The sequence below is a fragment of the Bacillus sp. AR4-2 genome (assembly GCF_008274865.1).
In the GTDB taxonomy this organism is placed as follows: domain Bacteria; phylum Bacillota; class Bacilli; order Bacillales; family Bacillaceae_G; genus Bacillus_A; species Bacillus_A cereus.
This window is the reverse complement of record NZ_CP031062.1, coordinates 1919882-1935270: the sequence shown is the minus strand read 5'-3', so window position 1 is coordinate 1935270 and position 15389 is coordinate 1919882. Positions and strand designations below refer to the sequence as shown.

Genomic DNA, 15389 nt, shown 5'->3' with positions numbered 1-15389 from the left:
TAAGCATAAAAAAAAGACCTTCTATTACTAGAAAGTCTTCTCTGAAACAAAAAGAAATGTACCAAACATTCCTACTCCGCTATATTCTTTTGAAACACCAGCTTCTGTTTTAAATGTTTGCTTTACAGTCATAAAGAATACACCATTTCGTGCATCTGTACTTTCAAATTGTAGTTTTTCTTTTTTACCATCTACATTTTGCGTGCATTCAAAACTACTCTCATTACAATTCAACGCATACTTATCCTGTACATACACTTTAAAATCTGATTCTTTCGGACAAGTTATAAGTAATATTGCCACGAGAATAATACTTATAATACCCACAATTGTATAATATTTCTTCATTTGTACTCCTTTCAAATGACAAGAAAACTTGACTTCATACGCCAAGTTTTCTTAGTCAACAACCCATTGCCACTCTTGTTCTTTCTTATCAAAAATGAGCCAACCTGTTTCTGTTGCTTCCTCTTTCAATTCATCGATATTATCTAACACCTCATCCGTACTTTCATACGAACCAACTACATATACCGGAATTTCAAGACCTCTTCTTGACTCAATCTTCCCTGCTAAATCTATGTAAAGACCATCTTCCATTAGTGGAATAAGTCCCATAATCAATTCTTTTGAAATCGCTGGGAAAATTTTTGATTTTTGGAAGAAAGAAAAACGTTTCTTACCGAAAGCACCGAGTTTATACGGAATGACTTTACTTAACATTCCTACAAAATCAGCAATTCTACGATAATACACTTTGTTGTACCATCCGTCATCATGTGAAAAATAAACAAATCTATTTTTCAACAGCGGAAAGAATGTTCTTGCAAGTGGTTCTTTTTTGTGAGCCAAATATAATAATTCTGCAATTTCTTTCGGCTCTAATTCATCTAAATCGCTTGCATCATCAAAATCTACCCAACAAAATTCATCAAATTCATCAATCTCTGCTTGAATTAACTTATGTATATTTTCTTCCTCAACATATTCAAATAAAGTATGATAATGAAAATCCGTCCATTCAAAGTTGTGCTTCAAAAGCAACACTTGATGAAGCGGTGAAGGGATGTTACTCGCAAACTCTTTAAACGTAATTCCTGATGTAATAAAACAATGACCTCGACGATTACCATTAATATATATCATATTCTTTACTTGGTCAGATCCTCCAGACAAAGCACCTAGCCACCTTCGTTTTATATGTTTCAATTCTATAGCATATTTTAACATGAAAAATTTTAGAAACATAGAAAAAACTTCAAAAACTATTTACAATTTCATGTGTTTTATTACATAGTGATTACAAGAAAAAACGCCTGCTCATAAGCAGGCGTTTTTAAAGGATTTCATCAGGGTTTTGAGGATGATGATTTCCCTCTTTCTTTTCTTCTTTTTGGAACATCGATTGAATTTTATCAATTGTTTGTGGAGCTAATTCAATCATTTTTTCTGCTAAATGTGTCGCATTTTGTAGATGTAGAATATTTACTCCATCTTTATTCACCACAAGAAATGCTACTGGTGTAATCGAAACACCACCCGCGCTACCGCCACCAAATGCAGGGTTACCGTTCGCTCTTTGTCCATCATTCGTTTGGAAATCAGAACCTCCTGCTCCAAAACCGAACGCTACTTTAGAAACCGTTAACACTACACCACCGTCAGCCGTTTGAACAGGCTCTCCAACAATCGTATTTACATCGACCATTTCTTTTAAATTTTCCATTGCTGCTTTCATTAACCCTTGAATTGGATGATCCACCGTTCATAACCTCCTTTGTCATATCTTTCCTAGTTTTTCCGAAAGTTTGTGAACTAAACATAAAATTTTATATTGATTTCAAAAAACTTAAGTTGTAATATTTAGAAAAATAAAAAAAGAGGTCGATTCGTTATGATGCGAAAATTAACAAAGAAAGATCATGAACAAGTATTCGCTTATCTAAAAGAAGAAGCAGCCCTTAACTTGTTTATTATTGGAGATATTGAAGCTTTCGGTTATGACACAGATTTTCAAGAATTATGGGGAGTATTTAAAGAGAATGGAACATTAAAATCAATTCTACTCCGATTCCACGATTCATTTATACCCTATAGTAAAGAAGAATTTATTACCACTGATTATGAGGCACTTCTTTCCACATATAAGCCGCTTAAACTCTCTGGTAAGTCAACTATCGTAGAACAATTTGAAACTGCTTCAAATATACAACTAGGTACTAAAAATGAAATGTATTTTTGCGAATGTCTAAATGACAACAACTTACCTAGCACACCAATTCATGAAACAATTAAACTTGCCTCACTCGATGATATAGAACGAATTATGAAATTACGAAGTGACATTGCTGAATTTCCGACTACCAATGAATCAGAGAAAATATTAAGGCAGGCTATCGAAACAAATACAGGACGCACATACTATATTGAAAAAGATGGCGTGATCATCGCATCCGCCTCTACTTCCGCTGAAAATTCATTATCTGCTATGGTAGTTGGTGTATGTACACACCCGAATTATCGCGGAAATGGTTACGCTTCACTCATATTACAAAAAATGATCCAAGACTTTACGAAAGAAGGCCGAACACTTTGTTTATTTTATAACAATCCAGCTGCTGGACGAATTTATAAACGACTAGGATTTAAAGACATTGGAATGTGGACGATGTATCGATAATAAGAGATACTCTATAAACGAAAATAGTTGTAACTTAGCAATAAAAGCTGATTACACAAAAACCCCACACCGTTATTATGAAGAAACTACTTGTAAAGCCATGCCCCTAACTAAAACATGTCATGTATTCAAGCTAATTTTAGATAGATAAACGCCCCAATTGTTGCATCTACTCCAGCAATTGGGGCGTTTATCCTCAAATTCTTTCCACTATATTTATGAAATATTTATCACACCTATGTCGCTATTATCTTTACGTGCAAATGCCCTTCTTAATATTACTGCTTCTTATTATACTGTGCTTTAAAATCAATATATTCCTGTTTCGCATCTTGGTTATTGCCTTGGTGACTATCAAAAGATGTATGTATTTGTGATATGTATTTCACTAACTTGCCTTCATCATTTCTTTTCTTATAATTTATTACAATACTTACTTCCAATATCTGCTTTGAACCATTTTTAGAATCAATATGCAGTACAATCGATCCACCATCATACTCATCATATTGTATTTTCAACTTATCATTAACGATACTCTGAAACTCTAATTCATTTAGTTTATATCCAACAGTACTAGGCTGATCAAACTTTTTTATATCATCCCCGGGCTTCATCTTTAGTTTCCCTATCCCTTTTAAACGATCTACAATTAAGTTCACATATGAAACATCTAGATTTGAATCCGGACTTTGCACCTTTTCATTTTTATACATAATATTTGTACTATAATTAACTTCTTCTTTATAATTTTTATTATCTACTTCTGAGGTAATTTCTTGTGTTGTATTCCCATATAAACTTTTATCTTTTATATTATATACGCCTGTCGAAGTTTGGTAGATTGTTTTTCTATGCTCTCCATCTTCTTTTTGTTCATATGTACTATATATGCCTCTTTGTGCCACAAAAGCATACCCATCATCACTCGCAGACATAACCTTTTTCATGTCACCTTCATCCAATGCCTTAACAAATGGCTCATACTCTATCTTTTCTTCAAAAAAACTACATGCTTGTAGTAGGCTGATTGCTATTATGATCGGAATTATTTTAGAAACACTTTTTTTGTTCATTTCATCATCACACTACCCACTCTACATTTTCGATCAGATAACCTTCTAATCACTTTAATCACCTTACATAATTAAATTTTCTTTTAGAAGTGAAAATACTCTCCTGTAAATAATTACTTTTCTATCATCAAAACGTACAATACGCACTTTTTTTATGCCTTACGTTTCGATTTACCTTTTTTATTTTTCTTTCGATATCTTGGAGTCTCTCTTTTATGTTGCTCCCACGTTTTATTAAATGATGGAAATTTAAATCTGCAATATGCTAATAGCTGAAATTCAGCTGCTCCTATGGCTATCGTATACATTAAAACAGTTCCTATTACATATCCAATAAAAGTATCAAACGCATAATCATTATGAAAATAAATCAAAATAAGAATGATTAATGCGTATATTGAAGCAACTTTCATCATAGTTCCTTTTGTTTTACTAAAAAAGGATACGGATCTTTCATCCATACTAAACGCACCTTCACTTGCCAATTTAAATGTATCTATTGTTGTTACAATATGAAAAATTACTGCTCCTAAATATAGCAAACATACATAATTCAACGTAATACGATCCATTGAATTATTAGCTATTTCAGAAACAACTAAAACTGTAAGTAATATAGTAGCCATTTGAAGTGCGTATAATAATACGACAAGTGTTTGTAGCTTTTGAAATTTAAATTGAGCTTTTGGAAATAAATATAAAATGAAAAAAATTACTTGCAGAGCATATAACAACACTTCCAGCTTAACAATTCCTATATTAAGGAGAACCATACAGTAATCCCAATCACCTGATACAATAATAGAAAAGACGGCTATTGAACTATAAAGTATTCCTCCAAACATAAATCCTGTAGCACCCTCAGGACTTAAACGATCATTACATGTCATCCTAAACTTATCTAAATCTTCTTCTTTTATATTCCACACCCTGACGTTTCACCTCTATACAGCTTAAATAATTTTCATTCAATAACATCCCATTACATTCCTAACTTTTTAAATACATTCATCTTTGTGTAACTATATTCAGATAATATTATCTCTACATTAATTACCGTACATAATCAGAATGCTTTTGATAGTTCAAATAGCCTTCTTTCTCCTCAAAAGCTCTAAATATTCTTCTCTCTTTCACTTAAGCATATCCCTCATACTCCCTGAAACTCCACTCACTTAGTAAAAACGTTACTGTCATCACAATTGTATCGAGATAATATAGCTCTTTAATTTTATCTTCAGAAAGGTGATAACCTCCCATCGACAATATGCTAGGAGGTTATTACAGTTATTTAAAATTTGTTTTTTATTTTAATGGATTCGATTTTTGCAAATAATAATGTTGTTTAATTTGAGGAGCAAACATTAAAAACCTACTGCTTAATAACTCGTAATTAAGTCTTCACCCTCATATCTCGGGTCTTTCTCAACTTTACCATCTTTTGTTTTGATGACTTTTAGTCTACCTAACCACTCTGCTCCGTTATATGTCTCTTCACTTACCCATACATTATGCTTTTTACCATCTACCTCAACTACTAATGTGGGGTGTGTAAACATGAATTCCTTCTCTACATGCCTACCTACAATTTCTGCATGTAATGATGTACCTTCTTCAACTAGTTTACTATTTTGATACCCTTCGATAATAGGTAATCCAATAAATACAAAGAATATCAGTCCAAATACGATTACTTTCTTCTTTGTACTCCATTTATTCTTTTCTTTCAATTCCTTCTGTCTCGCTTCTCTTTCTTCGCGTTCATCCAAACTCTCATTTAAAGCATCTTCCCATGCCTTAACTTCCGCTTCGATTTCTGCTTCAGCTCTTGCTAGTTTTTCTAGTTGTTCATCGGTTGCTACCATCTCATATGAGTTATCTCCAACCAAACGAATTTCAGTACCATTTTCTTTTACTTTTCGCAAGTCTTTTTCTGTACAATTAAACTCTCGAATGATTTCCCCTTGTGTGTTTACCAATCTAACGTAAATGTTTTTTTTCTCCTTCTTCTTAAACATCTGAACTCCCCCTTATTTGTTTCCTATCATAGATAACCCTATTGCAATTAAGAGAAAGAAAACGATAATAAGGAAAGTCTTCCCTTTGCTTACTTGTGTTGTACAACCTTCCAAGACAGCCCATATAAGAATTGGAAAAAGAAGAATACCTAGGAGAATATCGACCAACTTGTTGCTACTCTTCTTTAGCGGTTTTTCTTCTACTATCGATTTTATCTGAACAGATTCTTTTCTTATTTGTTTCGGTTTCTTTTTCTTGCGTCTATGATTCACCCAACATACTCCTTTTAGAATAACTTTTTCCTAACTATAAAAATACCGAAATATCCCCATTTTCATCGTACAGTATAAAATGATTTATTTCTTCACAGATAGATTTTCACCATAAAAAACAGTCTATGACTATTATTTACAAATATTATTTCAGCTTTTGCTCTTTTTCTCTTATTCTTTTTCTATTCGCTATAAATTCTTGGCGCTCTTTTTCATATTGTTCCCACGTAATATTAGATATTTAGATTCTTATTCAATCAAAAATAGACTTTCCTCTTTCCATTTTGGAAGAGGAAAGTCTATTTATTTCCAAATATATTATAGCCTTTGTTTTATTAATAATTGTTACTTATTATTTTCAGCCTTGTTCTTTATCGTTTTTACAAATTCATTTCGCCATATTTTAAAATTATGAGCAAAATTTCCTTCAATAGAATTTTTATACCCTTCAAATTTCACTTCTGATATATCAAAGTCATTGAATAATTTATATGTCTCTCCCGTCAAACCTACTGGGTGTAATACCCCACCATAGTCATAGAAAGTGTCTTCATCGAGAAGTATTCCTCTTGTAGTAATTACATACTCTACATCTTTTTCTTCCTCAGTACTCAACCTCACTACACTTCCTAAAGGCAAAACTTTCTCCATATAATCTTTCATATTAATTCACCGATCCTTTTAACACGATAATTTTCTCTTCTATTTTTTGTCGCCTTTTTTCTAATTGGCGGATACGATCAATAAAAGCATCACGTGTTTTACCTTGCAAACTATTATCAATACTATTTTCTAATCTTCTAATATCTCCGGTCAAAGATACAGCTGCTTTTTCAAGTTGCATAACAACATTAATAATTTGATCTCGCCCACCACTGTCCGGAAATGTACTATGAACCCTCGACATTATCATATGTAAATCCATCCTCATACCCCCTTCCTTAACATTTATCAATAATAAGAAACTGAAGCTAACTCTTCATCTTTTGCTATCATAGAAATTACCGCATCTGTTACATCTTGACTTAACTCTTTTAAATCATTTGAAAGTTCGTTCACATCTCTAGAAATCTCTACTAATAATGAACGATTTAACCCTCTACTACCATCATTCATAAAATAGTTTAATAATGATTGGCGATGGCTTCTTACATAATCTCCAGCAATTGAAGCAATATTTGTATCAATTTCAAAGTCACCTTTAAATACATCTAAAATATCTTGAACAAGAGAAGATGCTACTTCTTTTGCAATTGCTATAATTTCATCACGGGATAAATAAAGAATGATGCATCCTACTAAAAAATCTACAGCTGCGTTAAATACTGATTCTAACACTTCAAGTACCTTTTCCTTACATTTTGCTAATTTATTCTCTATCCAATCCACAGCCGCATTCACCTGATTTCTAACTTCTTGTATAACTTCCTTACTAAATTTCAAAGCTTTTTTTCCTGTTTCTACACCTATACTTGCTATTTTTGTTGCTAGAGCACTAGTATCTCCCACTACTGTTATTGCAACTAGAATTGCACTGACTGGGGTTCCATTTACCACTAAATCCACTACAACTTCTTCTGTTGTACTTAATGTTTTTTTTCCAGTGATTCCTTTATATAGGTCCCCAGCAGATTCTGATATTTCTAAAAAACCAAATTTCCAATCAAATCCTGTTTCGCTAACCTTTTTCAATTTATCTATTGCTACATTCCCATTCCTAGAATAAAATTTTGGATCATATAAAAAAGAATGCCCTTCCCCATTTTCCATTTTATAAACCTGTCCAGGTATTACAAAATCTGCGGCCTTAATGGCGCCATACAAAGGATCATATTCATTTATAAGACTGCGGCAATTTTTCATATTGGTCCCGTATCCGTACTTAACCACATCTTTATTTAAAACAGGCGCAGGATTTAAAGCTAATACGTTTATATTATCTTCTTGATGTCTTAATGCAACTGTATTCGCTGCTCCGCCACCTAAGGAGTGCCCTAGTAAAGTTATCTTCTTTCCTTTATTCTTCGCCTTGACTTTTTCATAAAATTTTTCTGCTTGACTATACTGAAATTCCGCTAATGACCCCAATATAGGTGAATTAGTTAAATTATGTAGCCCAATTGCTCCATCGGTTGCTAAATCGCCTACCTGATTCGGTTGAGTTCCAACGTATACTATGAAAATCTCATCCGTATCTTTACTTCGTAAGGCATATGCTCCAAACCCTGATGTTGGATGGTTATCATCATCAGCTATAAGCTCAGCATTAAAATTTTTCTCTAATTCCCTCTGATTTGTCTTTTCATTTGAATTACTATATATTTTCTCTTTCCCATTATATTGATAAATATCTCTACCAGCTAACCTCAGCTTACCTACATCGCTATCTATTTTAAAGTCCTCTTCATTTTTCATTTCTCTCCCCACATTAAACTCCTCCTAATATAAATTATTGCTGATTTATATACTCCTTTTCATAATCTATATATTCTTTTTTGGAATTTTGATTATTTTCTTCCCTAGCATGATAATATGTCGAAATTTCTTGATTTCGCTTTATAATTTTATTCTCTTGTTTTTCTTCATAATTTACCGAAATAGTAATTTCCATTATTCTCATATTATTTTCTTTTGCATCATTAGGTGTATTAAATTCAATCATTAATACTGCAGAATCAAATTTATCATATTTTAAATTTAACTTATCATTAATTATGCTTTTAAACTGTAATTCCGTTAAATTATAGCTTATTATGCTCGGTTCACTAAATCTTTTTTTATCCTCACTTGGCTTCAATTTACTCAGTCCGTTTAACCCTCCAAATATTAATTTTACATATGAAATATCTATGCCTTGATTCTGGGGTATTAAACGGGATTTTTCATTTTTTAAAATTGTACTATAAACAGTTTCTTTTTTGTAATTTTGATTGTCACCAACGTTTTTGTCATTTTTTATATCAGTAGCAACCTTTTGAGTTGTTTCCCCATATAAATCTTTATCTTTCACATTATATACTCCATGAGTTGTTTGATATATTATCCTACTATGTTCACCGTCTTCTTTTTCTTCATAAGTACTATCGCTAACCTCTTCTTTCACATACGCATACCCATCATCACTAGCAGACATAACAGTCTTCATATCCCCTTCATCCAACGCCTTTACTAATCTCTCATACTCTATCTTTGTCTCTCCAAAACCACACCCACTTAATAAACTTGCCACTATTGACACGACTATCATCACCTTAGCTTTCTTCTTTAATTTCATACTGTCACCTCGTTAGTTACTCTAGGCATTTTTAGTTTCATTATGTTCCCTTTTTGATAGTAATACACTTCATCTTTACCTAATGGTGCTTCGTTGCTTATATATTTTATGTTGAAGATACTTTGATCATTTAATGGCATTGCGATAATTGCTGCTGTTAGCTTACTTCTCATTTTCATAGGTAGAGCTTCACGATTTCGGTCCATGTAGTCGTGGTGACCTGCTAATACAAAGTAAATGCCCACTGTACGAGATAGATCAATTAAAGTTGCTGCATCTTCCATTTCTAAATAAACAAATTTACTAAACTCTTCAACATTTGTCATGATAATGAGTTGTTTTGTGAATGCAGGAATTTCTCTACCTTCTTGTCTTGCTTGTGCTAATTCAAGAGCTCGTTCACGAATTACTTCCATCCAATACTTCGCATGCATATTGATTTCATTTTCGTCTACAATGTAGTGCGTCACATTATCTTTATATTGAACGAAACTATACTCTGCTGTATCCACTAACGTCACACTTTCAAAATAATCTTTATTCAATTGAGATAGGATGCTAGATACAATTTGTTTTCTCATACTATCATCTACACTATAAATCATTAAATGATCATTCCCTGCAATATCATGAGCTACAACTTCTACGTTTGCAAAATCAAGCCCCATTGGAATTCTTGCTGCTTGTAGGGCTTTTGTAACGTCTTTATTTTTACGATAAGTAGCAATATCAATAATTTCTGGCATCATTGGAATTGCCTTCGGACGTTCTCCATCCCATTCTCGGTCCATATCATTTGCTTCTTGTTGTAATAATTGAATTTGCTGTAATTCATCTTCTGCTTTCGTAGGTAATGCAACCTGGAATAATGTAGGAGATTCTAGTTTTATTAACGCTCTTCCTGCTGTTTCTTCCACTTTTATATCAGATCTCCCTACAATACTAGCTACTTCACTTTGATCAATCATATATAGGCAAGTTTGAATTTTAATATTATTGTACAATTGAATTCTAAGTGCATTTTGTCGCCCTGCACTAATTAAGGTATGAATTCCTAAACTTGCACCATCTCGGACAATTTGCATAATTAGCATTTCAAAGCTTTCATAGAACTTCGCTTCTTTTACTGCATCATAATTGTCGATCGCAATAATAATATGTGGTATTTCTTTCCCACTTGCCTTTTCATACATTTCAATATTTGCAACGTCATATTCACTTAATAATCGTTTACGATTTTTCATTTCTTGAGTTAATCTTTCAACAAACTTTAAACATTTTTCAGATTCATCAATCGTAATCGTATCCGCTACATGAGGTAATCCTTTTAAAGGTAGAAGACCATTTGTTCCAAGGTCCACTAAATACACATGCAAACGCTCCGGACTATGCTGACGAGCTACATCCATAATGACTGATTGTAAGAATGTTGATTTTCCGTAGCCTGGACTTGAGAAGACCGCTACGTGTCCGTCTTTACTAATATCTAGTGTTAATGGTGTTTGTGATTGTAATTCAGGCTGATCTAGTAGACCAATTGTTGCTTGTAATGGTTTCTTTTCTTTCGTCCATGCTTCTTTGAACTGAATAGCGTGTAAGTCTTGTAAATATACGCTTTCTGGAAGTGGTGGTAACCACGGTCTAGCTAACGCTTCAATTTCATTTATTTCTGCGTAATCGTGAATGTAGTCAATAACAGCATCCAGTTCAGATGGTACGCTTATTACTTCTTTACTGCTACCAAGTCCACTTAAGTCTTCACTTAATATTTCATATTGTCCTAGATCATTTATTGCATAGATTGTTGCGTCTAAATGTTCTTTATCCTCTTTATTTTCTACATAGTCTGCTCCGCTCCAAGCTGATTGGAATAGTTCATAAATTTCATTATTCCCAACTTGTAAATAAGCACGTCCTGGTAATGTAATTTCAGCAGCATCTGGCGTTTTTAAAATTTCATTACTATCTGACGTATTTTGAACTTTTAGTGCTAGTTTGAATTTCGAGTTACTCCAAATTTGATCATCTACAACACCACTCGGTTTTTGCGTAGCTAATATTAAATGAATTCCGAGTGAACGACCGATACGCGCTGTTGAAACTAACTCTTTCATAAATTCTGGTTGTTCTGACTTCAATTCCGCGAATTCATCACTAATTAAAAATAGATGCGGCATCGGCTCACTTACTAAGCCTTCTTTATACAGTTTTTGATACTGATTAATATGGTTTACATCATTTTCACCAAATAATCGTTGTCTTTTCTGTAATTCAGCTTTAATTGATGCGAGCGCTCTCATACTTTGTGCTCCATCTAAGTTCGTAATTGTTCCTAATAAATGCGGTAAGTTTTTGAATAAATTCGCCATACCGCCGCCTTTATAGTCAATTAGTAAAAAGGCTACTTCGTACGGATGGAAATTAACTGCTAGAGATAAAATGTACGATTGTATAATTTCTGATTTACCTGAACCGGTTGTACCTGCTATTAATCCGTGTGGTCCGTGTGCTTTTTCGTGTAAGTTTAAGTTTACGATATCTTCTTTCCCACGTAATCCAAGTGGTACAGCTAAAGATTTATGCGCTGCATTTTTCTCCCAACGACTTGTGATATTCAGTTCTTTTACTTTTTCAACGCCGTACATTTCTAAAAATGTTACGCTTTCTGGAATACTATTTTTTAAGTTTTGCAAATGATTTAATGGTGCTAATGCCCGTGAAATATCTTCTAAATTGAACCCTTTCGGTACGTGATTTAGTTTAAATTGACGGTTAACAAGCTCTCCTTGCTCTAAGATGATGTTCCCTTGTTTTGCATCTCTTATATCTATTACCGTTTTCACATGCTCCGGTAAACTTTGCATAACATCTTGTACAAATACAAGTGATACACCTAATTGACTCGGATCATCATTAAAGAATTCCATAACAACATGGTCTAATATTAGTTTTTCATCTGTAATGAGAACGACATAGTGCGGTGCAAAGTACATTTTTTCATTAGTAGAACTTTTTTCATCTAGTTTTAATTTTCGTTCTTTCAATATTTGATACAAACTATTTAACACTTGATCACGGCTACGATCATGGTATACAAATCCACGTACATTTATATCGCGAACACTTCCATGAGGTAACCAACGCATCCAATCCCATTTTTCTTTTTCTTCTTCCGGAAAAATAGTAATAAACTGCAAGTCATAATAACTATGGAATAAAGCCGTTTGTGCAACTAATAATTGTAATTGCTCTAACACTAAAGAGCGTTGGCCAATATAACCGACTGGTCCATTCATTAAATCTGTTACAACTGGTACATCTTCCAATGATAGATAACGCTGTCTTAGTTCACGTGCTATATCGATTAATTCATCTTTCGTTTGACTAAATTCTTCTTCATTAAATTGAATTTCAAAACTCGTATTAGCTTGTCCTGTTCCAACGCTAAATGTTAAGAAATCATGATGTAACATTGTTTTTTCATAAATTCTAGGATTTACTTGAACTGCCATATTACGTATTACTTCTACATTTGGATTGTGATAATGTAATGCGTGACGCTGTTTTTCACTTTCTGCATGTAAATCTTTCGTTTTTTGTTTTATATACTCTCTATAGCTTTTATCTCGTTCAACAATGTCGACTTTATATTGCTTCAAATTTTTAATATACGATGTGACAGAAACAATGATTGTTACTAATGTCATCGCAATCGATGCGATAATAAACATTCCATATTTCATGAAAATAGCAAGTAATACAGTTACGACAATCATGACAAGTGAAGGTGCAATGATCCTTGCTAAATGCTCCGTTGGTTTTGATGGCATACTTGAAGGCTTTGCAATTGTCATTTTCTCTTCTGGTTCACGGTAAATAATACGTGGTGAACGATGATAGTCTGGATAACCACTTTGATAATTCGTTTCTGATTCTACTAAAATAGGTAACTCAGATTTCACTTTATCTTCTGAAGAAAGTACTTGAATGTCTTCACTACCAATCTCCAATAAAATACCATCAAAATATAATACGTCTCCTGATTCCAACATAACGCTATCTTTTAACTTCGTATAATTATGAAATACATCCCCGCCATACACGTTCACTTTAAAAGAATCGTACAACGTTTCGCGAGATAGCATTAAATCTACACTAGTCTCGGTAATAGAAATATCATCGTAATCGTTTTGACTCACTGTAAGAGAATGTTTCGTTCCGATATCAAACACTCTAGTTGTGCCAACAATAGATATAAAGATTTTCAAGCTCACATCTCTTGTTTTCCCAATCTCAATTTCCTTATTAAATTCTATTAATTGATCCTGTACCATCCAAGCATTTACTTCATTATTCCACTTTAACTCTACTTCTTGTTCTAAACTTGGATTCGTAATATCATTTGTCCACTCTTTTCCAATCGACACTATTGATTGCTCATTTGGATGTAATGTGCACTTATATATTTTGTCTCCATAAGTCAATACTAATAGTTGCTCCATCCGTGTTCACTGCTCCTTTTCAACTGTCTCATCAAGTGCTTACTCTTTTTTCTCTGTGTCCGACAAATTTTTATCGCTTGATGAATTGCCATATTTCTTTTTATATTCATCTAATTGTTGCTCATATGTTTTTAACTTTTGATCACGTTCTTCCCCTGATAAATCTGGATTATTTTTCAGTGATTCAATTTGTTTAACAAGGCCGTACATAATAAGCTGAGGATCATCAAGTGTCTTAGCTAAATCTAATGATTTATCAAAATTACCTTTTCCGTTATACATCCAATACAGCAAATACTTTTCATCACTTTTCAAACTAATGTTTTTCATAATCGATTTCTTTTGAGCTTCACCTAGTTTTTCAGCTGTAATGTATGCAAATGCTAACTCATATTTAGATGCAATCGGTAATGATTCAAACTCCTCCTCATTCAATTGCGTAATGACTTTGTCATAATCAGTTGCTATGAAACTTGCATTTGCTTCTAACAATTTATTTTGATAAGGAAATTTTATAAAAGTGAAATATATTAAAGGAGCAGCTAAAATAACTGTCGCCGCTATGAAGGAAAAAGCTAAGTATTTAAATGATTTATAGCTTTTTTTAGGTACTAACTGCATATTTTTTTCTGTTTTTGTTTGTTCCTTCTCAAAGCTGTCATCAAGAAACTGCAGTAATGCATCTAAGCTTTCCATTTGAGCAACGGTCTGTTCAAATGTTGTTTCTTTTGCATCTTTTAGTAACCCAGCATACAAATCATCAAAGTTATGTTTTTGGGAGAATAAAGCAATAATTAGACACTTATATTGTGTTAAAAACTGCTCTTCTAATAACGGGGTTGGCGGAACAATATCTCGAATTCCTCTATGTATAATACTTGGTATTAAATTAGCATTAAAAACTATATTGTCTGGATGTAAAAAGAACGTGATTCGTTTATTTAAATATTTACGAAACTGCGCAACATTCCGAAGTAGTCTTAATTTCTCATTTCTTCTAAAACGGCTAAGATCGTCCCACTTATATAATTTTTTATCTACTTGATATAGAAACGTAAACATATCATCCGTTTCTTCTATTGTTAATGGTACAAATTCAGATGATACGCCCGTAATTATATCGAATTGACGGAAGTCTTTTATACGTGTTTGAGATTTGGTCATCTCCAATTTCCAATTTTCTTTTTCTATTTGAAATTGATAGTTCATTGCATCAATTTGAATTATTTTTTCCGTCATGTTTATCCTCTTCTCCTTTTCTTTATAACCCGTAATAACTTATTTTCAAATAACTAAAAGTAAAAAATATTCTTTATAAAACTTGCAAAATATCTCCATCTGTTATTTGGTGATCAATTAAACGATCATTATCTGTTAAAACAATTGACTTATTTTTCACTTTAATCACAAAATGCGAACCTTCATGATTATCAATCTTTAGCGTATCTAATAAGTTTTTCAATAAATATTTAATAGATTGATGATTCGGAATACGCAAATCATATGTATTTCCATTCCATTTACTAAAATCTACTGTCACATTGATATGTGTTTGTATTGCCATCG

14 protein-coding genes and 2 pseudogenes are annotated in these 15389 nt (G+C 32.7%); 1 reads left to right on the top strand and 15 read right to left on the bottom strand.

The features are described 5' to 3' along the window. Nucleotides 1–27: 27 nt before the first annotated feature. The 3 genes from DN399_RS10085 to ytfJ form a co-directional block, all read right to left on the bottom strand. Nucleotides 28–348 carry a hypothetical protein gene (locus DN399_RS10085; RefSeq protein WP_000761174.1) on the bottom strand — a complete coding sequence of 107 codons (321 nt, stop codon included), beginning with the start codon at nt 346–348 and terminating at the stop codon, nt 28–30. Between the two features lie 51 nt (nt 349–399). Then, on the bottom strand, nt 400–1176 hold the full coding sequence (locus tag DN399_RS10080) for an oxalate:formate antiporter (protein ID WP_000014087.1): 777 nt from the start codon (nt 1174–1176) through the stop codon (nt 400–402). A gap of 160 nt (nt 1177–1336) precedes the next feature. Beyond that, nucleotides 1337–1762 (bottom strand): GerW family sporulation protein, encoded by a 426-nt coding sequence (ytfJ, locus tag DN399_RS10075; RefSeq protein ID WP_000349991.1) that lies wholly within the window; start codon nt 1760–1762, stop codon nt 1337–1339. Nucleotides 1763–1894: 132 nt separating this feature from the next. On the opposite strand from ytfJ, the gene DN399_RS10070 reads away from it, so the two are divergent. Then, a complete protein-coding gene (locus DN399_RS10070; RefSeq protein WP_000984760.1) occupies nt 1895–2680 on the top strand; it encodes a GNAT family N-acetyltransferase in 786 nt (261 codons plus the stop codon). Between the two features lie 278 nt (nt 2681–2958). On the opposite strand, the gene DN399_RS10065 is transcribed toward DN399_RS10070, so the two are convergent. The 12 genes and pseudogenes from DN399_RS10065 to DN399_RS10015 form a co-directional block, all read right to left on the bottom strand. Then, entirely contained in the window at nt 2959–3732 is a 774-nt protein-coding gene (locus DN399_RS10065) for a DUF3952 domain-containing protein (protein ID WP_142338789.1), read from the bottom strand. A 176-nt stretch (nt 3733–3908) separates the two neighbouring features. Further along, on the bottom strand, nt 3909–4685 hold the full coding sequence (locus DN399_RS10060; RefSeq protein WP_000267127.1) for a hypothetical protein: 777 nt from the start codon (nt 4683–4685) through the stop codon (nt 3909–3911). A gap of 450 nt (nt 4686–5135) precedes the next feature. Further along, a complete protein-coding gene (locus DN399_RS10055; protein WP_000473569.1) occupies nt 5136–5774 on the bottom strand; it encodes a hypothetical protein in 639 nt (212 codons plus the stop codon). A gap of 12 nt (nt 5775–5786) precedes the next feature. Then, complete coding sequence (locus tag DN399_RS10050) at nt 5787–6047, bottom strand: hypothetical protein (protein WP_001016553.1); 261 nt, start codon at nt 6045–6047, stop codon at nt 5787–5789. A 345-nt stretch (nt 6048–6392) separates the two neighbouring features. Next, entirely contained in the window at nt 6393–6710 is a 318-nt protein-coding gene (locus DN399_RS10045; protein WP_000656388.1) for a DUF4176 domain-containing protein, read from the bottom strand. A gap of 1 nt (nt 6711) precedes the next feature. Further along, nucleotides 6712–6972, bottom strand: a complete 261-nt coding sequence (locus DN399_RS10040; protein ID WP_000363090.1) for a hypothetical protein — start codon at nt 6970–6972, stop codon at nt 6712–6714. Between the two features lie 26 nt (nt 6973–6998). Continuing rightward, the gene (locus DN399_RS10035; protein ID WP_033689279.1) at nt 6999–8462 is read right to left on the bottom strand and encodes a lipase family protein; all 1464 of its coding nucleotides are present in this window, start codon (nt 8460–8462) and stop codon (nt 6999–7001) included. A gap of 34 nt (nt 8463–8496) precedes the next feature. Then, entirely contained in the window at nt 8497–9321 is an 825-nt protein-coding gene (locus DN399_RS10030; RefSeq protein WP_000768475.1) for a DUF3952 domain-containing protein, read from the bottom strand. Continuing rightward, nucleotides 9318–13547: pseudogene (gene essC / locus DN399_RS10025) on the bottom strand (type VII secretion protein EssC); the annotation flags it as partial. The pseudogene essC and the gene DN399_RS10030, both read right to left, overlap by 4 nt. Continuing rightward, nucleotides 13539–13823: pseudogene (locus DN399_RS28725) on the bottom strand (FtsK/SpoIIIE N-terminal domain-containing protein); the annotation flags it as partial. The pseudogenes essC and DN399_RS28725, both read right to left, overlap by 9 nt. Before the next feature lie 39 nt (nt 13824–13862). Further along, the gene (gene essB / locus DN399_RS10020; RefSeq protein ID WP_001990259.1) at nt 13863–15062 is read right to left on the bottom strand and encodes a type VII secretion protein EssB; all 1200 of its coding nucleotides are present in this window, start codon (nt 15060–15062) and stop codon (nt 13863–13865) included. Between the two features lie 73 nt (nt 15063–15135). Then, nucleotides 15136–15387 carry an EsaB/YukD family protein gene (locus DN399_RS10015; RefSeq protein WP_001007571.1) on the bottom strand — a complete coding sequence of 84 codons (252 nt, stop codon included), beginning with the start codon at nt 15385–15387 and terminating at the stop codon, nt 15136–15138. Nucleotides 15388–15389 lie beyond the last annotated feature (2 nt).

Excerpts from the sequence above, each read along its gene's own strand:
- DN399_RS10085 (WP_000761174.1), bottom strand. The coding sequence starts at position 348 with ATGAAGAAATATTATACAATTGTGGGTATTATAAGTATTATTCTCGTG.
- DN399_RS10070 (WP_000984760.1), top strand. The coding sequence starts at position 1,895 with ATGATGCGAAAATTAACAAAGAAAGATCATGAACAAGTATTCGCTTAT.
- DN399_RS10055 (WP_000473569.1), bottom strand. The coding sequence starts at position 5,774 with ATGTTTAAGAAGAAGGAGAAAAAAAACATTTACGTTAGATTGGTAAAC.
- DN399_RS10045 (WP_000656388.1), bottom strand. The coding sequence starts at position 6,710 with ATGAAAGATTATATGGAGAAAGTTTTGCCTTTAGGAAGTGTAGTGAGG.
- DN399_RS10040 (WP_000363090.1), bottom strand. The coding sequence starts at position 6,972 with ATGGATTTACATATGATAATGTCGAGGGTTCATAGTACATTTCCGGAC.
- DN399_RS10035 (WP_033689279.1), bottom strand. The coding sequence starts at position 8,462 with ATGAAAAATGAAGAGGACTTTAAAATAGATAGCGATGTAGGTAAGCTG.
- DN399_RS10030 (WP_000768475.1), bottom strand. The coding sequence starts at position 9,321 with ATGAAATTAAAGAAGAAAGCTAAGGTGATGATAGTCGTGTCAATAGTG.
- essB (WP_001990259.1), bottom strand. The coding sequence starts at position 15,062 with ATGACGGAAAAAATAATTCAAATTGATGCAATGAACTATCAATTTCAA.
- DN399_RS10015 (WP_001007571.1), bottom strand. The coding sequence starts at position 15,387 with ATGGCAATACAAACACATATCAATGTGACAGTAGATTTTAGTAAATGG.